This is a genomic window from Gallaecimonas pentaromativorans (assembly GCF_003751625.1).
Taxonomy (GTDB): Bacteria; Pseudomonadota; Gammaproteobacteria; order Enterobacterales; family Gallaecimonadaceae; genus Gallaecimonas; species Gallaecimonas pentaromativorans.
In genome coordinates this window covers 297,215-321,603 of record NZ_RJUL01000004.1, presented here as the reverse complement: position 1 = coordinate 321,603, position 24,389 = coordinate 297,215, and the positions used below count along the sequence as shown (strand labels likewise).

Genomic DNA, 24,389 nt, shown 5'->3' with positions numbered 1-24,389 from the left:
TCAAAAGCCACATTGGCTGCCTCGGAGATAGCTTCTTCTCGGCTCACCTGCTCGGTCACTATCGAGGCAAACTTAACGACCTTATAAAACTTGCCGTTCATGTCGGAAATCGGGTTGTACGAGGCTTCCAGCCAGACATTATTGCCATTGCAATCGATGCGCTGAAACCGGCCTGACGAGAATTGGCCGCGGCGCAATTCGCTCCAAAATTGCTCGTAGGCAGGGGAGTTAACCTCCTGGCCGGTACAAAACATGCGGTGATGTTTGCCTTTGATGTCCTGCAGGCGATATCCCATAGCCCGAAGAAAAATCTCGTTGGCGGTGAGTACCTGGCCCGTCATATCAAACTCAATGACCGCCGTTGAGCGTTGCAGGGCTTTTATCAGGTTCTCGTAATGCAACGAGCTTTCAATAGTACGGGTCAGGTTGGTCGCATAAAGGGTGAAATGACTAATGCCTTGGCCCCGGTATTGAACGGGGTGGAGAATAGCGCGAAGCCAGAACTGGGCACCTTTGCTGTTACCCAGTTGCAGCGCGCCAACCCAGTGCTCTTGGCTAACGATGGCTTCGCACATCCGTTTGTAATGGTCGGTGCCGCGATGCTCTTTGGGCACCAGTTCCTTGAGTGGCCGACCGGCGATCTCAGCGCCGCTTAATTGCAATTCGCGCTCGAACTCCTCATTAACGGTAAGCACCTTGCCTTGGCTGTCGAGTTGAAGAGACAGCATCTCGTTGTACAGGCCCTCACGCTCCTGCTTCAAGCTATACAGCTCGTCACGTAACGCCTGATTTTCCTTTTTGAGTTTGGAGCCAAACATTGATTGCGCCTCAGCTAAGCCGTGGTGTCAGTTGGATATAGTCTAGGTGCTTGGCCGGGTTTAACCGAACTAAAGTTTTATGCCAGGTCTTCGAAGGCCATGGAGGGAGGATGTATTCCTTGTTCTGTGATGTGAGAGCAGTGCCTACGCATATTTCATGCTATTTTGGCTCTGGCGCCAAAGTTAATCCTCTAGCACCAAAATAATTACAGTTTGTGGCAGGCTAGGTTCTTATCATTTTCATGAAAAAATACCCCGTTGCGCAGTGGTAATTTGGCTCGCTGTTACGTTGAAGTCTATCGTAATAAGATGCTGCGAGTATTTTGGGTTAAGCTCTGCCGGAGGGGGGGATAAAACCAATAGCTGGGCCCTCAGAAGGGGAAATAGCTTTACTTGATACGATTCATTGTCTTGACTTTGGCGATTATTATTGCCTCATTTAGCCGTGTTTGGGGTATCTCATCATCGCGTAGCAACTATCTCAATCAATTCCCCTTAAAATGGGGGGCGGTAGCACCGAGTTGTACGTTCTATGGCAACGGTGGCCCAACTGGCGTTTATCCATCTGTTATCTGGATCGGCCGTGTAAAGGCCATTTTGGAGTTCAGCGCTTTGCCTGTGGGGGCTACTTCATCGGTGGCTGGCAGAATGCCTTTCATTGGCTGATGTGGTGCCGGGACAGCTACTGAGTGTAAGGCTCGGTTCACTTAAGGCACGTAACAGCGCCATTTCGCAGTTCGGAAATGACAACCCAAAAAATACCTATTCCCTTAGTTTAAATAATTGAAAAGAGCAATAAATTCTCCGGATATTTTTTATTGCGGCAACGAAAAAATGAAACTCTAATCGGTCGCACCAATAAATATTTAATTTTCCCTTGCTTTTTTGGATTTTATCATGTCGAAAATGTTCTTATATTTTAATTGCCCTAAAAAGAATATAAAGATTGCCCTTGGGGTGCATTGTCGGTTCTAATAAAAAGGTGAGCAACGATGTATGCTCCAGAATTTTAGTATCTGTTTTCGTCATGGTGATAGCGAACGCAGAATGTTGACGCTCACCCCTTGAGAACAGAGCACATTATGAGTAAAGGTACAGTTAAGTGGTTCAACGCCGATAAAGGCTTTGGTTTTATTACTCCGGAAGATGGTAGCAAAGACCTGTTTGTTCACCACTCAGAAATTCAAGCCGGTGGTGGTTACGCCACTCTGGCAGAGGGCCAAGCCGTTGAATTTGAAGTAGGCCAGGGCCAAAAAGGTCCTTGTGCTAACAAGGTTCGCCCTCTGTAAGACGGCCACCGGTAACAAAAAGGGCGCTGATTCAGCGCCCTTTTTGTTGTACCTGTATCGCTTCTAGCCCTGTGACAATGCTTTATATCGTGCTCGACAAGGCGGGTGATCCCTGTAGAGGTTTCACGAGAAGGGGGTTTGAGATCCCCTCTCTCTTTATCTTGACTGATTAGTCCATAACCTTTAGGGTGCAGGCATGGCTAGACCAAGAGAATTTGATCGCGACAGCGTTTTGCAACTTGCCCGGCAGGTGTTCTGGGCGAGGGGCTACGCCGCGACCTCCACAGACGAGTTGCTAAAGGCGATGGGTATTGGCCGCCAAAGCCTCTACAACGCTTTTGGCGGTAAGTGGCAGTTGTACCTTGAGGTACTGGCTGATTATCAGCAGGGCTCAATCTCCGATCACCTCAGGCGGCTGCAACAGCCGGTATCGGCCCTTGAGGGGATCCGGGCCCTCTTGGAGGGGTTGGCGGTTGACGACGACACCTTGCGAGGCCTCGGGTGCATGGGCCTTGGGTCGACTTCCGAGTTTGGTGCCGGTGAGCCTGAGTTACAGGCCTTGCGCGATAAGGGTTCTGCTGCTCTTTTGGCACGGTTGACCCTTCGCATTAAGGAAGGGCAGGCGAGTGGTGAAATCGATACGCAGCCCGATCCGACGCTGATGGCCAGATATGTACTCATGAGTATGACCGGCATCCAGCTTGCGGCGCGAGGCGGCGCCAAACAGGACGAACTTTGCGAGCTAGCTCGCTTTGCGACAGACAGACTGCAACCCAGATAGCCAAGGGTGCCGATAAGGGTCGGCACTTTTTTTCAATCATTATTGACCAATTAGTCCATAACGAGGTGTTTGATGAAGCAGGTAACAAGTAACAACAAGGTAGCCTTGGTATTTGGCGGCTCAAGAGGGATTGGCGCAGCCGCCGTTCGCCGTCTTGCCAAAGACGGTTTTGCCGTGGGCTTAACCTATGTATCCCGCCCTGACAGTGCCGAGGAGATGGTAGCCGAGGTGATGGCCAATGGCGGGCAGGCACTGGCTATCAAGGCTGACAGTGCCGATGCCGAGGCTATCCAGCAGGCCGTGCAGCAACTGGTGTCCCACTTTGGGCGCTTGGATGTGGTGGTGGTCAATGCCGGGCTGTTGCGGCTGGGCCAGATAGACTCCTTCACCGTGGAGGCGCTGGACGAGATATTGAGCGTCAATATTCGCGGTGTGTACCTGGCAATCCAAGCCGCCGTGGCCAGGATGGGAGACAATGGCCGGGTGATCACCATTGGCAGCAACTCCGCAGTGCGGCCATTGACCCCTATCGGCACCGTCTATGGCATGAGCAAAGCGGCGGTAGCGGCGATGATTAAGGGCCTGGCCCTGGATTTGGCACCGAGGGGGATCCGGGTCAATAACATTCAGCCGGGCCCCATCGAAACCGACATGACCATCGACCAAATCGACATGATAAGGGGCATGGTTCCGCTTAAGCAGGTAGGCCAGCCCAATGACATAGCAGAGCTGGTGTCTTATCTGGCCAGTGAAGAGTCGCGTTATATGACAGGTGCCAGTTTGACCATCGATGGCGGCATGTCGCTGTAAGCTGCCGAAGAGGGGATAAGACAACAATAAAGGCGCCATCTGGCGCCTTTGCTTTTACTGGCTTTATGCCTCGTTATGAATTTCGACGCCAAAGCGCAGCCCACCGTCCAGCACCTGCCAGGCATTGATGTTCTGGCTGGGGGCAAAATTGGGGCGTACCACGGCGGCCAACGTGGCAAAGTGCGTATCGCCAGCGGCTACCGGTTGTGACGTTTGGGGCGGGCTCGGTGCAGTATGAGCCGGCACCCCTGGTGGGAACTTGGGCAGCCTGACAAACCGGTAATCGAGGGTGATATGAGAAGGTGCGTAGCTGTGCATATCGCCAGGGGCGGGCGCGGCGGCGTAGCGGGGCGCAGATACCTGCACCGCATAACGCACCCCATACCAATGGTTGCTGTCCTGATCGTTTCGATCGATTTGGTTGCAGGCCAACAACATGCGTTTGATATGGCCTTCAAAAACCCGGTGGGCGTTGTTGGCCGCCACGGTCAGTGGCGTGAGATTGTTGTCTCTCACGCCACTGCCACCCAAGTCGGCGTTGAGCAGGTGCCCGGCTATCCATTTCTTATTGCTGTGGGCGTTTAAAAGGCCCATCAGGGGTTGCAGGCTGGTGCTGTTGGTTTTGGAGCCCACCATTTGCCCGTCACCCAGGTCAGGCCCCAACAGGGCGGTCATGGTGGTGCCGCCCGTGCAAATTTGCCGATTGGCGGGGGTAGACAGGGGGCAGGGGCCGTAATTGTGGCTGCCGCCGTGTCGCAGCAGCACCACTTTATGGATGATGGACTGCTTACGGGTCCGGTCATTGGCATTAGCCGGTGGGATCTTACGTATCGCCATGCTTGCACTCCATTGCGGCAAAGATGAATTGGGTAGAAGGCAGCCTCGAAAGACGCAAAATTGACGCTAATACAATGGCCCCTGTCGGGAAAAGGCAGGCGAAAAATTAGTGATGGCGGCGATGCTTTAAGAGGGCGGGTAACCAAGCTGACGGCTGCTAGGGTTAGTTGTAGCAAAATGTTTAAAAGGAGTGCGCCATGAAGCCCTACCGCAAGTTTAAATGCAGCCTTTGCGAGCATATCTATGACGAAGAGCGGGGTGACCCTGACACCGGCATTGCCCCCGGCACCCGCTGGGAAGATGTCCCCGATGACTGGTTCTGCCCCGACTGCGGGGCCCCAAAAGCGGCCTTTGACGAGATATGAAAAGGGAGCCTGACGGCTCCCTTTTTTAGTACTGCACTTCCAGCATCAGGCCGAAGGTACGGGGCGCCCCTGCCTGCAAGCGGCTTACGGTGGCGTAGTTGGCCATGTACTCACGGTTGAGAAGGTTTTGGCCGTAAAGAGATAGGGTCCAGTTTGCCGCCTCATACCCCAGCTTGGCGCTCAGCAAGCCATAACTTGGGTAGCGGTCCTGGTTGTAGATGTCGGTATAGCTGCGGCTGCGGTAACTGTATTGCAGGTTGCCAAACCAGTTGGCCCAGCGGCTCTCGGCCCCAACCGAGGCGGTAAAGCGCGGGGCGTTGGCAAAGCTGTTACCGGACAAGTCCACCAACTGGCTACCGGAGGTGTCGAGGGTGGTGAAGTCCTTGAACTCGGTTTTGTTATAGGCGGCGCTGAAAAAGGGCTTAAACCAGTCGGCCAGTTGCCAATCGATGCTGAGCTCAAGGCCTAGGACCGTGGACCTGCCAGCGTTACGCACGTCGTAATCGAGGGAGTTCGTGCTGTCGCCCCTCACTTGCACTTGCTGGTCGCGCCAATCGATGTAATAGAGGTTGGCGTTAACAAAGAGCTGTTCGTCCAGCCAAGCCGAGCGCAGCGCCAGCTCAACGTTGTTGGTGTATTCGGGGTCGTAGCGGTAGTTGTAAATGGGGTTGCCACCGAGGTTGGTGCCGCTGCCGCCAGCCCGGTAGGCGCGTTGGTAGGTAAGGGTGAGGCTCATGTCGGGGTTAATGAGATAACCCAGGCTGAATTTGGGCAGCCATTCGGTGTTGGTGACATCCCCTTGGGCCAGTTGGTCTTCCGGGATAAGGCCACTTAGCGCCGGGGGTACGGCGGGCACGGTGTAGGCGGTAACGAACTCGTCGTTCTGGCGCCGCTCCTGGTCGATGCGAAGGCCGGCGGTGATTTGCCAATGGCTGGCAAAACGATAATCCCACTCGCTAAACAGCGCTTTGTTGGAGGCGTCATAGTGGTTGTACTGCTGGGAGTAGACGATGGGGTCGTACCCTATCATCTGCTCGATGTTGGGAATGTAGACGCTGGTGGCCAGCGCCACGTTCAGATCCTGGTCCCGGTTCATGTTGTAGTAGTAAAGCCCCACCACCCCACGCAAGTTCTCGCCGTTGTCATAGTTGCCCCGCAGTTCAAGCTGGCGCGCATTCTGGCGGTAGCTGCTATGGGTGTGGCCGAGATCGGCGGCGCTGTAGTCGCTGTCTTCGTCGCGGCGAAGGTCCTGATCGCTGTAGTTGGCTTCGCCAAAGATCTGCCAGTAGGGGCTGAGGTCATATTTGACCGTCAGATCGGCAATATTGACGCGGTTGGTCCAGCGGTGCGGCGCATTGGAGTAATCAATGCGGCTGTGGTCTTGCCGCCAGGCGGCGCTGTTGATGGCATTAACGCCGTCGGTGTTGTCGGTGCTGCTGAGGCGCAGGGTGATATCCAGGTCGCTCTTTGGCAGGTAACGCAGCGCTACCCGGCCGCTGCGGTGCACGCTTTTGGCGGCATCATCAATACCTCTGGTGGGGTTGTCGATAAAACCGTCTGAGCGCTGCTCGTCATAGCTGGCTCTAAGGGCCAGAGTGTCATCCAGCACCGGGGTATTGGCCATCACCGAGTAAAGCTGCTGGCCATAGTTGCCAATGCCCAGGCGAGCGGCGGCTTCGGTATCAAAATGTGGGGCGGCGCTTTGCAGCACGATGGCGCCGGCCAGAGCGTTCTGGCCCTGGCTGGTGGATTGCGGGCCGCGATACACCGCCACTTGGTCCATGTCCCACAGGCTAAATGGCCCGTACCAGTTTCCGACGCCGCTGATCACCGCCCCATCAACCCGGGTGCTGATGGTTTCGGCAGTACCGGCGCCGGTGCCGGCCCCCGTCTGGCTGATGCCGCGGATGTGATAACCAAAGGCGTCGCGTTGCACCCCGGGCACCCGATTGAGCAGATCTCCCAGTTCAAAGGAGGGCAGGGCGTTGATTTCCTGGTTGTTAAACACCGCCACGCTGTCGGTGGTTTCCTGCTCGGTGCGGGCGATCTTCTGGCCGATAACGGTCAGGCGTTCTACACCGCTGTCGCGAGGGGTATCGTCAGCTAAAGCAGGGGTGGCCAGCACCAGCGCCATCGCGCTAAAAAGGGGAGTTAAACGAAAAGCATCCATGGTGGGGTAAGGGTTATCAATGAGTTAGTTAATTTATAATATTGATAACTATTATCAATTGCAATAACTGGGATGGATGTGAATGTTAAAAACGCGCCACCAAGGCGCGTTTTTTAAGGGCCTAAAACTGCGGCGGGTAAGGCTCCGGCGCACCGGTGTCGGGGTTGATGCCGTCCAGCGAATGTAACAGCGGCTCACCGGTCAGCAGCGCCAGGGTCGCTTCACCATAGGCGTTAAACCAAAAGCGCCCCAGGGCTTTTAGTTTGTCGATATTCCCGGCACTGATGTCGTCCATCTCATCGCTGGGCGGATGAGGCAGGCCTGGTTGTCGGCGCAGCTCGGCGTTTACCCGAATGTAATTGCCGGTGTTGGCAAGGGTAATGGCCTGGTAGGCCACCACCCGCTCGTCGCTCAGCACATCGAGGATATGGCCTTGGGTCATCCACTGAATGGCGCCCCATTTCTTAGACTCCGGGCCGTTTATTTTGCGGGTGCGATGGCCGGTACCGATAGACAGCACCTTGATGTCGGCCAGGGGCGTGCCCCATTTGCGGCGCACTTCGGCAATGGCGCACAGGGTGGGGTTGTTGGCGGTAACGCCGCCGTCTACCAGCCATTGCTCTTTGCCGCCAATCACAGCATTGCGGGTAGGAAAGTAGGTGGGAGCGGCGCTGGAGGCATCGGCCGCGTCACTGGAAAACAGCTCGCGGTGCTCACTTTTGGTGGATTTGAGCACCACCGGCATGCGGTTTTCTACGCCGTAGGCCACCACCAGCACGTCTTTATTGGGCGGCACATCGGCCAGGCGGGCATGGCGAAAATGGGTTTCCAGGGTTTGGGTTTTACCGCTTGCCTCGTATTTGGGGGCGTTGATGCCGTCTACTTCGAACCAGCCCCGGTTGTCTTTGAAGATGGCTTGGGCGCTGTCGTGGTCGTAGAGGCTGTTGATCTCGGCCATGGTCATGTCGGTGGTAGCCAGTGCCAGAGCAATGATGCTGCCGGTGCTGGTGCCGGCATAAAAATCCACGCAGTCGCGCAGTTTTTTACCATGGCGCTCAACAAGTTCGTCTTCAACCTGGGCCAGAAACTGGCTGATGGCGGCGCCACGAATGCCGCCGCCGTCGAGGGATAAAATCACTTTAGGCATGGAATGTTCCTTTTCCTTGGGGTGGGCGCTGTTGTTGGCAGCGGCAAAAGCTTAGTCGAGGCTAGACGTTTTGCGCCGGGGAAAAGGCCAACCCTTTGTTTTTTAGGAAAATGAAACAACGTGAAAAAACCTGCATGAAAAAACGCGCCACCGGGGCGCGTTTTTTAGAGGCATTTAGCCGGTTTGGGCAAACCCGCTATCTTGGTGGCCTGCTTGGCCGGCCCCTCGGGAAACAGCTTGAAAAGATAAGGGGAATTCCCTTTTTGCTCGCCGTATTTTTCCTTGACCGATTTCACCAGCAGCCGCACCGCCGGCGAGGTTTTGTACTCGGCATAGAAGTCCCGCACGAAACGGACAATTTCCCAGTGGGCGTCAGTAAGGGTGATGCCTTCTTCGGCGGCCAGCGCCGGCGCCATGGCCTCGGTCCAGTCGTTGGTGTTGAGCAGATAGCCTTGCTTGTCTCTTTTGATGCCGTCGAGCATTTACCAGGTTACCGTGTTGTCGAAATCCAGGGTCAGGGACACCACCTTGGGCCACTCCACCGCCATTACCGAGGCCGGGCAGCGCGATGCCAGAGCGCGGGCCTTGGCGTCGGAGCCTACCCAATAACAGGGCAGGGAGGGTAAGGCTTCCAGTGCCTGATAGCAACCGTCACCCTGGAACAATACCGCATCGCTGCTGGCCATTAGCCCCTGGGCCTTGGCGAAAGCCTGGCGGCTGGAAATGATATGTAGAGTACTCATCCATCAAAACCTGTAGATGCAATCTTGCGTTGCGAGCAGTTCGCGGATCTCTTGGTCATCCAGTTCGCTGACCTCGATGCTCAAATCATCCTGGGTCAGTTGCCTGGCCGCCAAGTCCTTTTGGCTTACATACACCGCGTCGATGTCGTAAAGCGCCAGGGCCTTGAAGGTGGAAAGATAGTCTTTTGAGCCGGCTTGTAAAGGGTCTTGGCCTTTGACCAGTTGCCAAAGGGCGTCGCCGGTGAAGATAAGGCTCAGTGGCGCCTCATAGGCCGAGGCAGCCAGCACCGTGTCCAGGGCTTCGCGGCCGAAACTTCCGGCAAAGGGGGGGGCGGTAAATATCACCGCCATGGCTTTATCTACCATTGCACTGTCCTGTCCGATTGCGCCGAGGCGGTGATCAGCTCGCCAAGGCCGGCCTGGCGAAAGGGTGCGGCCATGGAGGGGGCCAGCTCGTGCTCGGCGGCCTGCTCGGTATCGAGAATGCCGCGCCGCTCGGCGGCGGCCACACACACCGCCAGCTCCAGGCCATGGGCATTGGCAAATTCGCGCCAAGCCTCGCCAAGGTGCGGCTCGTCACCTACTTGGGGCACCAGGCCGTTGGCGATACGCACCGCCTCGCCATAAAAAAACACCGAGGCCAACTGGTGGCCGCCAGCCAAGGCCGCCCGGGCAAAGGCAAGGCCTGCCTGGGGGCTTTCGGTAATCAACAAGGTAAAGGTTGCCATGCAATAAAAAAGGCCCCAACCGGGGCCTTTGCTTCTCGGTTGCCAATGTTAGTCGTCGTTCATGATACCCAGAATGTTCAGCAGACTCACAAAGATGTTGTAGAGGCTGACGAACAGGGTCACGGTGGCCATGATGTAGTTGCGCTCACCGCCATGAATGATCTGGCTGGTCTGGAACAAAATGATGCCGCTGGAGAAGAACACGAACAGGCCAGAGAGCACCAGGTGGAACACCGGGGCGTGCACGAAGAACCCGGCTACCACCATCAGCAGCAGCACCCAGAACCCGGCCTGCAGCATCCCCGCCATAAACGACATGTCCTTACCGGACACCAGCACATAGGCTGACAAGGCAAAGAAGATGGTGGCCGTGCCCCCCAGGGCCAGGAACACGATATCGCCCATGCCGGCGCCCAGGTACAGGTTAAGGATGGGCCCCAGGGTGTAGCCCATAAAACCGGTCAGGGCGAACACCGAGAGGATACCCCAGCCTGAATTGCTGGTTTTCGCGGTTAAAAACAGCAGGCCATAAAAGCCCACTATGGTAATGAGGGCTCCCGGATAGGGCAGCCCCATGCTCATGGATACAAAGGCCATGGCGGCGCTGAACGCCAGCGTCATGCCCAGCAGCCAGTAGGTGTTGCGCAGCACCTTGTTGGTGCTGAGCGCCCGGGCGGCTGTTTGTGTATGAACCTGATATTGCTGCATCAGAAAGCTCCTTAGAAGAAACACTTACTCTTTTGAACCCTGCCATCTTAACAAAGTTCAACGGCTTGGTTTATACGGTTTTGGTTGTGATTTAGGCAAACAATTCAAAGGCCTCTTTACAGCACCCGGGCATCTGGCTATAGTGCTCGCCGTCAGCAACGAAGCCGCTTTGTTGCTGATATTGGAAGGTTGGCAGAGCGGTTGAATGCACCGGTCTTGAAAACCGGCATGGGTTAACGCCCATCTAGGGTTCAAATCCCTAACCTTCCGCCAAATTGATGAAAAACAACGTTTTTCGAGGGTCCAGCTAACGCTGGGCCCTTTTTTATTGCCCGAATTTTACTGGCTGGTTTCCGAGCTGAGCACCTTGACCGGCACCGATTTGTACGACGGGGTGCCGCTGTCTTGGTCCATGTAATCAAGGGGCACCAAGCGGTTGGCCTCAGGATAGTAGGCGGCGACCGATCCGGGGGCGATGTTGAACTCGATGGCGGTGAGCTTTTCATAGCGCAGCTTGCGCCCCGGAGTCAGGGTTTCGATGTCCACCTTGTCGCCATGGGCAAGGCCTCTGGCTTCCATATCTGCCGGGTTCATAAACAGCACGTCGCGGCGCCAAAACACCCCGCGGTAGCGGTCATCCATGGCGTAGATGGTGGTGTTGTACTGGTCATGGCTGCGAATGGTGATAAGCCGCAGCATGTCGTCGCTGTGCACTTGTTTGTCTTCATGAAGCCCCGGGAATACATAAAACTCGGCCTTGCCTGATGGGGTTGTCCACTTGCGTTCAGTAGGGGGCAGAGGCAGGCGAAAGCCGCCAGGCTTGGCGATGCGGGCATTGAAATCCTCAAAACCGGGGATGGTTTTGGCGATCAGCTCGCGAATTTGCCCGTAATCGGCAATGAGCTTTGTCCAGGCAACCTTGCTGGCGGGCATAGTGGCATTGGCCATGCCTGCCACGATGGCGGGTTCGGAGCGAAGCTCCCCGGAGGCCGGTTTGAGCTTACCCATGGAGGCATGCACCATGGACATGGAGTCTTCCACCGTTATCGCCTGAGGGCCCATGGCTTGGATGTCCTGCTCGGTACGGCCAAGACAGGGGAACAGGAAGGTTTCTTTACCCACCAGAAGATGGCTGCGGTTGAGCTTGGTGCCAATATGTACGCTAAGGTCGAGCTTGCCCATGGCGGCAAAGCACTGGCCGGGGTCGGGCAGTGCCACAGCAAAGTTACCGCCCAGGCAAATAAGCGCCTTGGCATCGCCCGCCACCATGGCTTGCATGGCCCGCACTGCATCGTGGCCGTGCTTGGTGGGCGGGGTAAAACCCAGCACGTCTTTAAGTTTGCCCAAAAAATCGGCCGAGGGTTTCTCGGTAATGCCAACGGTGCGGTTGCCCTGCACGTTGGAGTGGCCCCGCAGTGGGCAGATCCCGGCCCCTTCCTTGCCCATATTGCCTTTTAGCAACAACAGATCGCAGATAAGGCGCACATTGGCGGTGCCCTCGTTGTGCTGGGTAATGCCCATGCCGTAGGTAATGATGGTGGCGTTTGATTTAGCGTATGCGGCGGCTACCGCTTCCAAATCCCCCTGGCTGATGCCGCTTTCGCGAACAATGTCCTGCCATTGGGTTGCCGCCAAGTCGGCTGCCAGGGCCTCAAAGCCGTTGGTGTGCTCGGCGATAAAGTCGTTGTCGAGGATATCGCCGCAGGCCTCTTGCATCTCCAGCAAAGACTTCATGATGCCTTTGAGGGCGGCGGCGTCACCGCCGGCTTTGACCTGAAAGTAGGATGAGGCAATGGGAGTTGAGCGGTAGGTGGCCATTTCCAGCATGTTTTGCGGGTCGGCAAAACGCTCCAGGGCCCGCTCACGAAGGGGATTGAATACCACAATGGGCACTCCGCGCCGCGAGGCTTCGTGCAGCACCCCCATCATCCTCGGGTGGTTGGTGCCGGGGTTGTGGCCCATGGCGATGATCATCTCACAGTGGTCAAAGTCGTCCAGGGATACCGTGCCTTTACCGATGCCGATAGAGCGGGGCAGGCCGACACTGGTGGGCTCGTGGCACATGTTGGAGCAGTCGGGGAAGTTGTTGGTGCCAAACTCGCGGGCGAACAGCTGAAACAAATAGGCCGCTTCGTTGCTGGCGCGCCCTGAGGTGTAAAACTCCACCGCGTCTGGATCTAACGAACGCAAGATCTCGCCGATGCGGGCAAATGCGTCGTCCCAGGAGACCGGCTGGTAGGTGTCGCTGGCGCTGTCGTAACGCATGGGGTGGGTGAGACGGCCCAAGTCTTCAAGCTCGTAATCGCTGCGCTGCAACAAGGTGCTGACCGGGTGACCGGCAAAAAACTCCGGAGTGACCCGCTTGTTGGTGGCCTCCCAGGTCACCGCCTTGGCGCCGTTTTCGCAAAACTGGAAGGTAGATTTGTGTTCTTTGTCTGGCCAGGCACAACCCGGGCAGTCAAAGCCATCGGGCTGGTTGGTGCGGAGCAGGGCCATAGGCGCCTTGAAGGTATCCATCTGCTCTCGCACCGCGGTGGCGGTGGCTTTGAGCGCCCCCCAGCCGCCGGCGGGGCCATTGTAATTGCGAACTCCAGGTACCTTGCGTTTGTTGGCCATGATGGTTCCTTACAGAATGCGGCAAGTCCCTGGCCTTTGGCCGAGGGCTCAGACGCGAAGGTGAAGGCAAGGCGCAGCCCCGTGGATGGTGCGCCAATACTCCCTGGCTTCTTGCCCGTTTGGTGTCTCCTTTAAAGGTCAAGCTAGGCAGGGGGGCAGGGGCTGTCAAGGTAGCGAAAAACAGCCATGGCGCTGGTTGCTTTTTCGTCAATGCTGGGCGCTAAGCCAAGGCTGGCGCGGCGGCGCGCCATCTTGGTTGGCGGTAAATCCAAGCCATTGTCGTAAAAGGCCTTAAAGACCGTCCACCAAGCTGCAACTGGTGAACGACCTTAAGCACCGCTGGCAAATGGGGCTGCCAAGGGCGCTTGCCTAGTCCTGTTTTAGTGCAGCGCTAGGCGCGTTATTATCGCCGTCCCAAGGGGCCTTGATGCCTTTTTAGCTAAGGCATCAAGGCAAAAAAGGCCTAGCTGACGATGCTTTACAGCGCGGCGCCATCGAGCCCAGGAAAATGCGGCCGGCATTATTGTGTCTTGAGCTTAAAACCGCCCCGGCGCACAATCTGGCCCCGTTGCACCGTCCGAGGAGAAAGCCCATGAGCAAAGAGCTGACTAAAGATCAGGTAAAGCGCTACAGCAGGCATTTAATGCTGCCGGCCATGGACTTTGACAGCCAGGAAAAACTCCTGGAAAGCCGGGTGCTGGTGGTGGGCATGGGCGGTCTTGGCTGCGCCGTGGCGCCCTACTTGGTGGCAAGCGGTGTGGGCGCATTGACCCTGGTAGACGACGACACCGTCGATATCAGCAACCTGCAGCGCCAAATCCTGTATCGCGAAGCCGACCTGGGTAAAAGCAAGGCCGAGCAGGCCGCTGCCAGCCTCAAGGCCCTGAACAGCGATGTGACTATTGAGGTGATTAAGGCGCGGCTAGACGGCGATGCCCTTGCGGCCCTTATCCCCCAATATTCTCTGGTGGTGGATTGCTGCGATAACCTTGCGACCCGCAACGCCATCAACCAGGCCTGTTTTACCGCCAAGGTGCCGCTGGTGTCGGGCTCTGCCATTCGCCTTGAAGGCCAGGTAAGCAGCTTTGCCATGGCCGGGGACAACCCTTGTTACCAGTGCTTGAGCCGGCTTTTTGGCGAGCAGCAGCTGAGCTGCATGGAAGCGGGGGTGTTAAGCCCAGTGGTAGGTATGGTGGGCACCTTGCAAGCCCTGGAAGCCATCAAGATATTGGCCGGGATAGGCAAACCCCTTTATGGGCGATTGCAGCTTTTTGACGCGGCCACCAGCGAGTGGCGCCAGTTCAAACTGCAAAAAGATCCCCAGTGCCCGGTGTGCGCAGGGAAATAAAAAACGGCGCCTGGGCGCCGTTTTTTATGCGTTTCGTGGCCGAAACGGCTTGATGATGTCTTCGTTGCATTCCAAGAACGGCCCTTCCATCAAGTCGATGCAATAGGGCACTGCCGGGAACACCGCGTCCAGGCACTGGCGAATGGCCTTGGGCTTGCCGGGCAGGTTGATGATAAGGCAGCTGCCGCGAAGCCCGGCGGTTTGGCGCGAGAGAATAGCGGTGGGCACGTATTTGAGGGATTCGTTGCGCATCAGCTCGCCAAAACCGGGCATCATCCTGTCGCACACCGCTTCGGTGGCTTCGGGGGTCACGTCGCGCTTGGCAGGGCCGGTGCCGCCGGTGGTGACGATAAGGCAGCAGCCTTTTTCGTCAGCGAGGGTCTTGAGGCTTTGCTCAATGAGCGGCTGCTCGTCGGGAATAACCAGGTACTCGGGCGCCCAGTCGCTGGTCAAATAATCGTTAAGGGTCTCGACGATGGCCTTGCCGGAGATGTCTTCATACACGCCGGCGCTGGCGCGATCGCTGACGGTGACAATGCCGATACGGGCTTTGCTGGTCATTAAACTGTCCTGTGGTAACGGCTTGCTGCCATTGATGATGGGCCAAAGGGTAAAGAAAAGGCGCCAGACCGGCAACCGCCGCGCTTTCATTGAGCCAGCCTATGGTCGCTTAGCTTATTTCAATTAGACGTCCCTTATGGGGCCCTATAGATTTTACGGTCCGAATATTTATCGGTGCCATCCTGGGCTTCTGTGGGAAGCTGGGTGAGGGCTGCTCGAGAACGGGATACTAAGGTCTAGGTTTACACCGGGTTACCGCGCTTTCACTATATGAGAAAGTCCAAGTATTTGATTCTCAGATCAATGCTCTCACTATTGGTTTGATGCGCCGTGGAGGCTTCAATGAGTGATAAAGGCAATATCAGAGATTACAACGGGCCTGCCGCAGGTTGGGGCGCCCTTAAAAGCGTAACCAAGAGCTGGCTCGGGAGCGAAAAGCCTCTCAAGAACCTGCGCGCCATGCTCAAAACCAACCAGAACAACGGTTTTGACTGCCCTGGTTGCGCCTGGGGTGAATCCCCGGAAAACGGCATGGTCAAATTCTGTGAAAACGGCGCCAAGGCCGTTAACTGGGAATCGACCGGCCGCTACGTTACCCCGGAATTTTTTGCCCAGCACAGCCTGTCGCAGCTGGCTCGCCAAAGCGACTACTGGCTCGAATACCAGGGCCGCCTGACCCACCCGATGCGTTATAACGCCGAGAGCGATCATTACGAAGCCATCAGCTGGGACGACGCCTTTGCCCTGGTGGCCCGTCATCTCAACGGCCTTTCTTCTCCTGACCAGGCCGAGTTCTACACCTCCGGCCGGGCCAGCAACGAAGCCGCCTTCCTTTATCAGCTCTTTGTGCGTGCCTTTGGTACCAACAACTTCCCCGATTGCTCCAATATGTGCCACGAGGCCAGCGGTGTGGGCATGAAAGGCGCGGTGGGCGTGGGTAAAGGCACCGTGGTGTTTAACGATCTGGAAAAGGCCGACGCCATTTTCGTGATTGGCCAAAACCCCGGCACCAACCACCCCCGTATGCTTGAGCCGCTGCGAAAAGCGGTTGAGCGCGGCGCTCGGGTGGTGTGTTTCAACCCGCTCAAAGAGCGTGGCCTGGAGCGCTTCCAAAACCCCCAGAACCCGCTGGAGATGCTCAGCAACGGCTCTGAGCCCACCAATACCTCGTATTTCCGCCCAGCGCTCGGTGGCGACATGGCTGCCATTCGCGGCATGGCCAAGTTCCTGCTGCAATGGGAACGCGAAGCCCAGGAAAAAGGCGAACCGGCGATATTCGACCATGAGTTCATCAAGGCCCATACCACCGGTATGGATGCCTACCTGGCAGAAGTTGACGCCACCTCTTGGGACAAAATCGTTGAGCAATCAGGGCTTAGCAAAGCCGAGATTGAGCAGGCGGCCACCCTTTATCGCCAGGCCGAGCGCGTGATCATGTGCTGGGCCATGGGTATTACCCAGCATCGCCACTCCGTGCCTACCGTGCAGGAAATTGCCAACCTGCAATTGCTGCGCGGCAACGTCGGCAAGCCTGGCGCCGGTTTGTCACCGGTCCGTGGCCACAGCAACGTGCAGGGTGACCGCACCATGGGTATCGATGAAAAAGCCCCGGCCTGGCTTATCGACGCCGTTGAAAAACGCTTTAATTTCAAGGCCCCGCGCCTGCCCGGCCACAACACCGTGCAAGCCATCCAGGCCATGGAAGAAGGCCGTGCCAAGGTGTTTATCGGTCTGGGCGGTAACTTTGCCCAGGCAACCCCTGATACCCCCCGTACCCACCAAGCCTTGCGCAACTGTGACCTCACCGTGCACATCGCCACCAAGCTCAATCGCTCGCACCTGGTAACCGGCAAAGACGCGCTTATCCTGCCGTGCCTGGGTCGTACCGAGATTGACATGCAGGCCGAAGGCCAGCAGGGCATCACCGTAGAAGACACCTTCTCCATGGTGCACATCTCTTTTGGCCAACTGCGCCCAAGCTCCGAGCTGCTGCGCTCCGAGCCTGCCATTATCGCCGGTATCGCCAAGGCCACCCTTGGCAACCACCCGGTGGACTGGGACCATCTCATCGCCGATTACAGCCGCATTCGCGACCTGATCGCCGATGTGATCCCCGGTTTTACCAATTTCAACGAAAAGCTCAAAAACCCCGGCGGTTTCCACCTGGGTAACAGCGCGGCCGAGCGTAACTGGAACACCGACAGCGGTAAGGCCCAGTTCAACGCCAATGCCCTGCCTGAAGAGCTGATCAACGCCGGTGTGCTGGCCCGTGGCGACAAGCCCGACCTTATCCTGCAAACCATGCGTTCGCACGATCAGTACAACACTACCCTCTACGGCCTGGACGACCGCTACCGCGGCGTGTTTGGCATGCGTGAAGTGGTGTTTATCAACGAAGCGGAGATCCGCCGCTTAGGCTTTGCCCCTGGTGACAAGGTTGACATGGTGTCCTTGTGGGACGACGGCCGTGAGCGCCGTGTCAGTGGCTTTACCCTGGTGGCATACGATATCCCGGAAGGTCAGGCGGCGGCTTACTACCCCGAGACCAACCCGCTGGTGCCCCTGGAGAGCTACGGCGACCGTACCTTCACGCCCACCTCCAAGTTCATTGCCATCAAGTTGGAAAAGGCCAAGGCCGATAACCTTATCGCCAGCGCCGCCGTCAACTAAGGCGCCAGGATGCAAAAAAGCCACCTCGCTGAGGTGGCTTTTTTTATGGGTTTTTGGCGCTGGCCATCACGGGGCGGGGCTGTACACCCTGGGGGCGCTTCGATGCGGCACATGAATAAGGTTTAACCGATAACGCCTGGCCCAGTTCACGGTAAGGGCGGTGGGGGCCGAGAGGGTAACCAGGGTGGCAATTTTGGCGCGCACCGCCTTGTGGATAAGCTCGAGGCTGCAGCGGCTGGTCATCACCACAAAGCCGCTGGCGGCATCGATGTGATGGTTAAAGAGCGCGCCAATCAGTTTATCCAGGGCGTTGTGGCGGCCAATATCTTCGCGGCACAGCAAGATTTCGCCCTTGGCGTCCACATAAAGGGCGGCGTGCAGGGCGCCACTGGCGCGGGCCACTTCTTGCGCCTCACTGATGCGCTGACGCAGGTTGTCAAAAAGCGCGGCGGGCGGCAGCGGCGCCGGGGTAAGGGCAATCAGCTCCGGCAGGGCCTGCTCTATGGCCTCAACGCCGCAAATGCCGCAGCCGGTGGTGCCGGCCATCAGGCGGCGACTTTTTTTCAGCTCCCAGAAATTGCGGCTGGCAATTTCCACCTCGGCGCTGTGGGATTCCTCACCGGCGCTTAGCTGAATGTCGTAGATATCGGCCGGCGACTCGACTATCTCGTTGGTCAGGCTAAAGCCCAACACGAAATCTTCGAGGTTACCGGGGGAGACCATCATCACCGCCTGGTTGATACCGTTGTAGCTGATGGCAAGGGCGGTTTCGCTGGCCAGCGGGAAGTGACCTTTGGTGCCGTCGAGTTCGGCAAATTCAAACTCGCTGGCCGCTTCAGGGGCGGCGTTGAAGCCGTCGGCGTCAGGCAGGATCATGACTTGTCACCCCAGCGGCCGGCCTTGTGCTGGTCTTGCTGACGGGCTTCAACCCAGTACTCGCCCTGGGTGCTGCGCTCCTTTTTCCAAAAGGGCGCCTGGGTCTTTAAAAAATCCATGATGAACTCGCAGGCGGCAAAGGCGTCGCCTCGGTGGCCGGCGCTGACCCCAACAAACACGATTTGATCGCCCAAATCGAGGGGGCCAACCCGGTGGACAAGCCGCACCCGCCCAAGGGGCCAGCGCGCGCGGGCTTGTACCACGATATCGGCCAGCACCTTGTTGGTCATGGCCGGGTAGTGCTCGAGGGTCAGGCCGGTTACCTGGTTGCCCTGGTTCATGTCGCGCACCAGGCCGACAAAAGTGACCACGGCGCCGTCTTGGCGGTTTTGCTGGCAGAGCAGAGCGTACTGTTCGGCCAGGCTGAAATCCTCGGTTTGCACCCCGATATGGTCTTGCATCTTAGCCTCCGGTCACCGGCGGAAACAGCGCCACTTCGTCGCCGGCCGCCAGGGGGGCCTGCTCGTCGCTCATGGTCTGGTTAACCGCCACCAGCGCCTTACCGGCTACCAACTGGCTGGCTTTATCGGCAAATTCGCGGGCCAGATACTCACGAAGGGCGGCAACGGTTGGCGGCACTTCGTTAAGGGTTAATTGCTCCTGGCCCAGTTGCTCGCGCAGCTGGCCAAAAAACAGCACGTTAATCATCGGCGGCCTCGCTCTGCCAGTGGCCGGTTTTACCGCCTTGCTTTTCCAGCACGCGGATGCCGTCAATCTGCATGCCGGGATCTACCGCTTTACACATGTCAAAGAGGGTCAGCGCCGCTACCGACACGGCGGTCAGCGCTTCCATTTCCACCCCGGTTTGCCCGGCCAGTTTGCAAAGGCTGGTAATGGCGATGCGCCGGTTGGCGTGGTCAATCTCAAAATCCACCGCCACTTTGCTCAGCATCAGCGGGTGGCACAGGGGAATGAGGTTCGCGCATTGCTTAGCGGCCTGAATGCCGGCGATACGGGCAACTGCCAGTACGTCGCCCTTGGGCATTTGGCCGTCGCTGATAAGGGCCAGGGTTTCGGCCTTCATGGTGATAAAGCCCTGGGCTCTGGCCTGGCGCTGGGTGACCGCTTTTTCGGTCACGTCCACCATGGAGGCTTCACCCTGGGCGTTAACGTGGCTAAGGGTGCTCATTTCAGTTGCTCTTGCTGACTTTGGTCACGAAGTTGCACGGCTTGGTGTCGATACTGAGCTGCGGCCCGATAAGCTGCTCCCAGGCGGTGCGGCAAGCATTGGTGGAGCCTGGCATGCAAAAAATCAGGGTGTCGTTGGCAAGGCCGGCAAAAGCGTTGGATTGCAGTGACGAAGTGCCAATTTCGTTAAAAGACAAGTGCCGGAACAGCTCGCCAAAGCCCTCTACCGGCCGGTCAAACAGCGGCTTGAGGGCGTCGGGGGCGCAGTCGCGGGGGTGAAAACCGGTGCCACCGTTAATCAGCACCACCTGGATGGCGGCATCGGCTATCCACTGGCTGACCAGGGCGCGCAGTTGGTAACGGTCGCTGGCAATGAGCTGGCGGTCGCCAAGGCGATGACCGGCACTGACCAAGGTCTCTGCCAGGTATTGGCCGGAGCTGTCTTCGGCCAGGGTGCGGCGGTCTGACAGGGTAAGTACGGCGATATTCAAAGGTTCATGGCTCATGAGAGGGTTTCACTCCTGGTGGCTTGTTGCCAATCGGCCGGGGTGTTGAGGTTTTGCAGCAGCGGCGCCGGTGGGCAGGGTAGGGCGATGGCATCGAGGTGGTCGAGCAGGCGGCGCACCCGGCCTTGGCCCTCGTTGGCCAGTAAATCGCCGAGAAAATCTTTGGCAGCCTGGCTGACGGGTAAATAGAGGGGCAAGAAGCAGTCGTCAAAATAACTGGGGCGACCATGGGCTTTGCCGGCGTCAACCAGGGCTTGTAATCGGGGCGCGTCCATAAAGGGCATATCCACCGGCAGCACCAGCAGCGCCACGCCATTGGGGGTCTGTGCCAAGGCGGCATGAATGCCCCCAAGTGGCCCGGCGTTGACAACGATATCCTGGATAAAACCGCTCTGGTTACGGCTGACCAGTACCTCTTGGCAGCCACTGGCGCCAAGCAGGGCTTTGGCACGTTCTAACAGCGATTGCCCGTCAAATTGCAGCTGGGCCTTGTCTTGCCCCATGCGGCTTGATTGCCCGCCGGCCAACACCAATCCGTACAGCATTTAACCACCCAGCATGGCCAGTTGTTTGGTGGCCCCGGTAAAGCCTTCGTGCAGCCAGTGGGTGGCTTCCTTTTTACCCATCAGGGATTGGAGCCGTGCTTGCAGGGCGGCTACGTCCCCTTCTTTTAGCAAGGGGCGCAGCGGCAGTCCTTGCTCGGCAAAGAGGCACAGGTGCAGGTTACCGGTGGCAGATACCCGCAGCCGGTTACAGCTGGAACAAAAATCCTTGCTGTAAGGCATGATAAGCCCGATGCGCCCGGCGTAGTCGGGGTGACTAAATTCCTGGGCCGGGCCTGCGGTTACCTTGCGCTCGGCTTGCTGCCAGCCAAGGGCCAAGAGCTGCTCTTTAATAGGCAGGCCGCTAACATGGTTGGCGTTGAAAAAGTCGTGGTTGTCGCCGGTTTGCATCAGCTCGATAAGGCGCAGGGACACCGGCACCTCTTTGAGCCAGTCAAGGGCAGTGCCCAGCAGCGCCTCGGAATAGGGTTTGAGCAGAACGCTGTTGATTTTGACCTTCAGCCCAAGGGCCAGTGCCCGGTCGACCCCTTGCAGTATGGTTTGCAGCTTGTCATGGCCGGTAATGGCCTTGAACTGGCGTGGGTCGAGGCTGTCGATGCTGACGTTAAGGTTGGTCAGCCCCGCCTCGGCCCAGGCATCAATCATCTGGGGTAGCTTGTAGCCATTGGTGGTAACGGCCACCTCTTTAATGCCCTCGGTCCCGGCGCAGGTTTTGATTATCTCCGGCAAGTCCTTTCTCAGCGACGGCTCGCCGCCGGTGATGCGGATCTTGGAGGTACCGAGGCCGGCAAAGGCCTTGACCACGGTGGTTATCTCATCGAGCTCGAGAAAATCGCGCGGGCTATCGCACTGATAGCCGTCGGGAAGGCAATAGCTACAGCGAAAATTGCATACGTCGGTAATGGACAACCGCAGGTAGTGAAAACGGCGACCAAATTTGTCTTGCAGCATGTGTCCTCACAACTGTCCGGGCGGGCAGGTTGGCCAGTATCGACCTCACCGGCAATCAACCTTAACTCACTGTAACATTTGGCCCTGCATCCATGGGGAACCGGCTACGAAACAATGCGTTGCCTAGCTGGCTGGCATCTGATTGCAAAGGGTACCGGCCGTGGCCGGTGCGGTCCAATTGAAATCCGTAACTCGCCAATAAGGGCTGTCTATTGACCGGCCGGAGCGCCTTGTTCTTTCAAGCTTAACAGGCCGGTGCCAAGGCGCTTAGCTGGTCTGGCCGCCGAAAAGGACGCGAGCCTCTTCAAAGCACTTTTCGGCAAGGGCCGAGCTGGGTTCACCCAGGCGGCGCAGCAGCCCGATAGGTGCCTTGGTGTGGGCGTTGGCAATGGGCAACATGCGCATGTCGCCGCTTAGGCTTTCAAGGCCGATGTGCTGGGGCATGATGGCACAGCAGATCCCGGCTCTGACCGCCTGCACCAAGTGAAATGTGGAGTCGCTTTCCATCACCGGCTGTGGGTCCAAGCCTTCGCTTCTGAGCCTGGCGGTAATGGATTGGCGAAAATGCATGGTCTTGGACAACATGCCAAGAGGTACTTCGCAGGCCTCTTGCCAGGAAAGCGCCTCTTGGGTGAACTGAAAATAGCGGCTGTCAAACAGCAAGCCCATGCTGGTTTGAGCCAGCTCCAGCACCTCGAACTGTTCAAGATTGATGTGCTCGAGATAGCACAGCCCTAAATCCAGATGGTTACGGCTAAGGCCGTCGATAATTTGCTCCGAGCTTAGCGCCGAGAGCTGAAAGCTCAGCTCCGGGTAACGCTCGGAGAGCGGCTTTAACAGCAACATGGGGTCAAAGCTTGATAGCGGCACCATGCCGATACGCAGGTTACCCACCAACTGGCCGCGAAAATTGGCCGCCTCGGCTTGCAAGCCGTCGTGGGCCGCCAGCAAGGTTTTAGCCCAGGCCAAAATGCGCTCGCCAGCCTCGGTGAAACCTTCAAAGCGGTGGCCACGGCGCACCAGGGTGAGATCAAGCTCGTCTTCCAGGCCGCTGATACGGGTGGAAAGGGTAGGTTGGGTAACGTGGCACAGCTCTGCTGCCTTGCCAAAATGGCGGGTCTGATCGAGGGCGATCAGAAATTTAAGCTGTTTGATATCCATAGATAGACCGGGGTAACTCTGCTGTTGTTATTGTGCGGTAATACCTTAAGAGAATACAGAAACTTGAACCCGCGTTGGCCCCGGCCCGACCTGTTCCCAGCTTGCCTTTAGCCCGCCCGCCAGTGTTATTCTTCGGCCATTGGCATATGCATTCCGGCAGGTCTAATTGCGAACAAGTGTCTTCTTGTTGTGTCTTTTTTATTCTTTATCAAGAAGATGTGGCGAGAAATCTGCTGTGAGTGTGTAAATGATTTACATAAAAAGTGTAAGGGCGATTAAGCCTGCCTGGCCCACTTCATGAGGCAAAAGATGAATAACCCACTGCTTCCCGTTACTGATGCCCTGAGCCAGATGCTAAGCCGCGTCGAACCTTCCAGCCAAACCGAATCGGTGGCCCTTGATAAGGCTTTAGGAAGGGTGCTGGCAGGGGATGTGGTAGCCGGATTCTCCGTGCCCGGTTTCGATAACTCGGCCATGGACGGTTACGCCTTGCGTTTTACCGACCTTACCGAAGGTGCCGCTCTTACCTTGTGTGGCGAAGCCCTGGCTGGCCACCCTTATAGTGGCGAGCTGCCCCAAGGTGGCTGTGTGCGCATTATGACCGGCGCCGTGATCCCCCAAGGGGCCGACACGGTGGTGATGCAGGAGCTGGCCCTGGTCGATGGCAATAACGTCCGCTTCAGCGCCGCCCCGCGCCAGGGAGATAACGTGCGCTTGAAGGGTGAAGACATCCAAGAAGGCAGCACCATTCTAAAAACCGGCCACCGCCTGCAGCCGGCGGATATTGGCCTCTTGGCTTCCCTTGGCCAGGGCCAGCTTAAGGTACACAAGCGTTTGAAAGTCGCTGTGATTTCCACCGGTGACGAGCTGCGCCTGCCGGGCCAGCCCCTGGCTGAAGGCCAGCTTTATGATTCCAACCGCTTTCTCATCAAGGCCATGCTCGAGCGCTTTGGCGCCGATGTGCTGGACCTAGGCCTGGTGGCGGATAACCCTTTGCAAATTGAAGCGGCCATCAAACGCGCCGTGGCCGAGGCCGATGTGCTGGTGACCAGCGCCGGCATGTCGGTGGGTAGTGCCGATCATACCCGCCAGATCCTCGAGAAAATGGGGGAGATTGGCTTTTGGAAGGTGGCCATCAAACCCGGTAAACCCTTTGCTTTTGGCAAACTGGGCGATTGCTGGTTCTTCGGCCTGCCGGGTAACCCGGTGGCGGCGGCAGTCACTCTCGATCAGTTGGTGCAACCGGTGCTTAAAGCCCTGACCGGCGAGCTGGCCGCAGAGGCCCACGGCTGGCAGGCAACCACGGTGGATAAACTGAAAAAGCAGCCTGGCCGGACCGATTACCAGCGCGGTTTTTTCTGGCAGGAAGACGGGCGGCTGATGGTGCGCAGCACCGGCAATCAAAACTCCGGGGTGCTGAGCTCAGTGGCCTATGCCAACTGCTACATCCTGCTGGGTAAAGATGCTGGCTCGGTGGAAGCCGGGGCAGGGGTAGTGATTGCCCCTTTTGGCAGCATGCTGGCAAGCTGAGTTTCGCTTAGCGCTAAAAAGGC

Annotated in this window: 25 protein-coding genes, 1 tRNA gene and 1 pseudogene; 8 read left to right on the top strand and 19 right to left on the bottom strand. The window is 57.5% G+C overall.

Features of this window, described 5'->3' with window-relative positions; translation table 11 throughout:
* Window positions 1–41 precede the first annotated feature (41 nt).
* A pseudogene (locus EDC28_RS20495) lies at window positions 42–728 on the bottom strand (PAS domain-containing protein); the annotation flags it as partial.
* Between the two features lie 1,172 nt (window positions 729–1,900).
* On the opposite strand from EDC28_RS20495, the gene EDC28_RS09600 reads away from it, so the two are divergent.
* The 3 genes from EDC28_RS09600 (at window position 1,901) to EDC28_RS09590 (ending at window position 3,698) form a co-directional block, all read left to right on the top strand.
* The gene (locus EDC28_RS09600) at window positions 1,901–2,107 is read left to right on the top strand and encodes a cold-shock protein (protein WP_050660114.1); all 207 of its coding nucleotides are present in this window, start codon (window positions 1,901–1,903) and stop codon (window positions 2,105–2,107) included.
* A gap of 196 nt (window positions 2,108–2,303) precedes the next feature.
* The gene (locus EDC28_RS09595) at window positions 2,304–2,888 is read left to right on the top strand and encodes a TetR/AcrR family transcriptional regulator (protein WP_123421450.1); all 585 of its coding nucleotides are present in this window, start codon (window positions 2,304–2,306) and stop codon (window positions 2,886–2,888) included.
* 72 nt (window positions 2,889–2,960) lie between these two features.
* Complete coding sequence (locus EDC28_RS09590) at window positions 2,961–3,698, top strand: 3-oxoacyl-ACP reductase family protein (RefSeq protein ID WP_123421449.1); 738 nt, start codon at window positions 2,961–2,963, stop codon at window positions 3,696–3,698.
* A gap of 63 nt (window positions 3,699–3,761) precedes the next feature.
* Here EDC28_RS09590 and EDC28_RS09585 read toward each other — a convergent pair whose 3' ends face one another.
* Window positions 3,762–4,535, bottom strand: a complete 774-nt coding sequence (locus EDC28_RS09585) for a hypothetical protein (RefSeq protein ID WP_123421448.1) — start codon at window positions 4,533–4,535, stop codon at window positions 3,762–3,764.
* 197 nt (window positions 4,536–4,732) lie between these two features.
* On the opposite strand from EDC28_RS09585, the gene EDC28_RS09580 reads away from it, so the two are divergent.
* The gene (locus tag EDC28_RS09580) at window positions 4,733–4,900 is read left to right on the top strand and encodes a rubredoxin (protein ID WP_050660110.1); all 168 of its coding nucleotides are present in this window, start codon (window positions 4,733–4,735) and stop codon (window positions 4,898–4,900) included.
* Window positions 4,901–4,925: 25 nt separating this feature from the next.
* On the opposite strand, the gene EDC28_RS09575 is transcribed toward EDC28_RS09580, so the two are convergent.
* The 7 genes from EDC28_RS09575 to EDC28_RS09545 all read right to left on the bottom strand — a co-directional run bounded on the left by EDC28_RS09575 (window position 4,926) and on the right by EDC28_RS09545 (window position 10,396).
* Window positions 4,926–7,070: a TonB-dependent receptor gene (locus EDC28_RS09575; RefSeq protein WP_123421447.1), complete on the bottom strand. Its 2,145-nt coding sequence runs from the start codon at window positions 7,068–7,070 to the stop codon at window positions 4,926–4,928.
* A 121-nt stretch (window positions 7,071–7,191) separates the two neighbouring features.
* Window positions 7,192–8,217, bottom strand: coding sequence for a patatin-like phospholipase family protein (locus tag EDC28_RS09570; RefSeq protein WP_123421446.1), 1,026 nt, complete (start codon window positions 8,215–8,217; stop codon window positions 7,192–7,194).
* A 164-nt stretch (window positions 8,218–8,381) separates the two neighbouring features.
* The gene (locus tag EDC28_RS09565) at window positions 8,382–8,699 is read right to left on the bottom strand and encodes a TusE/DsrC/DsvC family sulfur relay protein (protein ID WP_050660107.1); all 318 of its coding nucleotides are present in this window, start codon (window positions 8,697–8,699) and stop codon (window positions 8,382–8,384) included.
* The gene (locus EDC28_RS09560; protein WP_050660106.1) at window positions 8,700–8,960 is read right to left on the bottom strand and encodes a DsrH/TusB family sulfur metabolism protein; all 261 of its coding nucleotides are present in this window, start codon (window positions 8,958–8,960) and stop codon (window positions 8,700–8,702) included.
* Window positions 8,961–8,963: 3 nt separating this feature from the next.
* Window positions 8,964–9,326 carry a sulfurtransferase complex subunit TusC gene (gene tusC, locus EDC28_RS09555; protein ID WP_050660105.1) on the bottom strand — a complete coding sequence of 121 codons (363 nt, stop codon included), beginning with the start codon at window positions 9,324–9,326 and terminating at the stop codon, window positions 8,964–8,966.
* Window positions 9,320–9,688: a sulfurtransferase complex subunit TusD gene (tusD, locus tag EDC28_RS09550; RefSeq protein ID WP_050660104.1), complete on the bottom strand. Its 369-nt coding sequence runs from the start codon at window positions 9,686–9,688 to the stop codon at window positions 9,320–9,322. Before tusD ends, tusC begins: the two co-directional genes overlap by 7 nt.
* 48 nt (window positions 9,689–9,736) lie before the next feature.
* Window positions 9,737–10,396 (bottom strand): Bax inhibitor-1/YccA family protein, encoded by a 660-nt coding sequence (locus EDC28_RS09545; RefSeq protein ID WP_123421445.1) that lies wholly within the window; start codon window positions 10,394–10,396, stop codon window positions 9,737–9,739.
* Between the two features lie 183 nt (window positions 10,397–10,579).
* Between EDC28_RS09545 and EDC28_RS09540 the strand changes: the two genes are divergently transcribed.
* Window positions 10,580–10,669, top strand: a tRNA-Ser gene (locus tag EDC28_RS09540).
* A gap of 66 nt (window positions 10,670–10,735) precedes the next feature.
* Here EDC28_RS09540 and EDC28_RS09535 read toward each other — a convergent pair.
* Window positions 10,736–13,012, bottom strand: coding sequence for an FdhF/YdeP family oxidoreductase (locus EDC28_RS09535; RefSeq protein ID WP_123421444.1), 2,277 nt, complete (start codon window positions 13,010–13,012; stop codon window positions 10,736–10,738).
* A 592-nt stretch (window positions 13,013–13,604) separates the two neighbouring features.
* On the opposite strand from EDC28_RS09535, the gene EDC28_RS09530 reads away from it, so the two are divergent.
* On the top strand, window positions 13,605–14,360 hold the full coding sequence (locus tag EDC28_RS09530; protein WP_123421443.1) for a molybdopterin-synthase adenylyltransferase MoeB: 756 nt from the start codon (window positions 13,605–13,607) through the stop codon (window positions 14,358–14,360).
* Between the two features lie 24 nt (window positions 14,361–14,384).
* On the opposite strand, the gene mog is transcribed toward EDC28_RS09530, so the two are convergent.
* On the bottom strand, window positions 14,385–14,921 hold the full coding sequence (gene mog, locus EDC28_RS09525; protein ID WP_123421487.1) for a molybdopterin adenylyltransferase: 537 nt from the start codon (window positions 14,919–14,921) through the stop codon (window positions 14,385–14,387).
* A 342-nt stretch (window positions 14,922–15,263) separates the two neighbouring features.
* Between mog and EDC28_RS09520 the strand changes: the two genes are divergently transcribed.
* Entirely contained in the window at window positions 15,264–17,591 is a 2,328-nt protein-coding gene (locus EDC28_RS09520) for an FdhF/YdeP family oxidoreductase (protein ID WP_123421442.1), read from the top strand.
* 66 nt (window positions 17,592–17,657) lie between these two features.
* On the opposite strand, the gene fdhD is transcribed toward EDC28_RS09520, so the two are convergent.
* The 8 genes from fdhD to EDC28_RS09480 form a co-directional block, all read right to left on the bottom strand.
* Complete coding sequence (gene fdhD / locus EDC28_RS09515) at window positions 17,658–18,467, bottom strand: formate dehydrogenase accessory sulfurtransferase FdhD (RefSeq protein WP_123421441.1); 810 nt, start codon at window positions 18,465–18,467, stop codon at window positions 17,658–17,660.
* The gene (moaE, locus tag EDC28_RS09510; protein ID WP_123421440.1) at window positions 18,464–18,928 is read right to left on the bottom strand and encodes a molybdopterin synthase catalytic subunit MoaE; all 465 of its coding nucleotides are present in this window, start codon (window positions 18,926–18,928) and stop codon (window positions 18,464–18,466) included. Before moaE ends, fdhD begins: the two co-directional genes overlap by 4 nt.
* Before the next feature lies 1 nt (window position 18,929).
* Complete coding sequence (moaD, locus tag EDC28_RS09505; RefSeq protein WP_123421439.1) at window positions 18,930–19,175, bottom strand: molybdopterin converting factor subunit 1; 246 nt, start codon at window positions 19,173–19,175, stop codon at window positions 18,930–18,932.
* Window positions 19,168–19,656, bottom strand: a complete 489-nt coding sequence (moaC, locus tag EDC28_RS09500) for a cyclic pyranopterin monophosphate synthase MoaC (RefSeq protein ID WP_123421438.1) — start codon at window positions 19,654–19,656, stop codon at window positions 19,168–19,170. The genes moaD and moaC overlap by 8 nt, the downstream gene beginning before the upstream one ends.
* Window position 19,657: 1 nt before the next feature.
* Window positions 19,658–20,161: a molybdenum cofactor biosynthesis protein B gene (moaB, locus tag EDC28_RS09495; protein WP_123421437.1), complete on the bottom strand. Its 504-nt coding sequence runs from the start codon at window positions 20,159–20,161 to the stop codon at window positions 19,658–19,660.
* Window positions 20,158–20,706 (bottom strand): molybdenum cofactor guanylyltransferase, encoded by a 549-nt coding sequence (mobA, locus tag EDC28_RS09490; RefSeq protein WP_123421436.1) that lies wholly within the window; start codon window positions 20,704–20,706, stop codon window positions 20,158–20,160. Before mobA ends, moaB begins: the two co-directional genes overlap by 4 nt.
* Entirely contained in the window at window positions 20,707–21,675 is a 969-nt protein-coding gene (gene moaA, locus EDC28_RS09485; protein ID WP_123421435.1) for a GTP 3',8-cyclase MoaA, read from the bottom strand. It lies immediately after the preceding gene.
* Between the two features lie 267 nt (window positions 21,676–21,942).
* A complete protein-coding gene (locus EDC28_RS09480; protein WP_123421434.1) occupies window positions 21,943–22,836 on the bottom strand; it encodes a LysR family transcriptional regulator in 894 nt (297 codons plus the stop codon).
* A 309-nt stretch (window positions 22,837–23,145) separates the two neighbouring features.
* On the opposite strand from EDC28_RS09480, the gene moeA reads away from it, so the two are divergent.
* Window positions 23,146–24,366, top strand: coding sequence for a molybdopterin molybdotransferase MoeA (gene moeA, locus EDC28_RS09475; RefSeq protein ID WP_123421433.1), 1,221 nt, complete (start codon window positions 23,146–23,148; stop codon window positions 24,364–24,366).
* The last annotated feature ends 23 nt before the right edge of the window (window positions 24,367–24,389 follow it).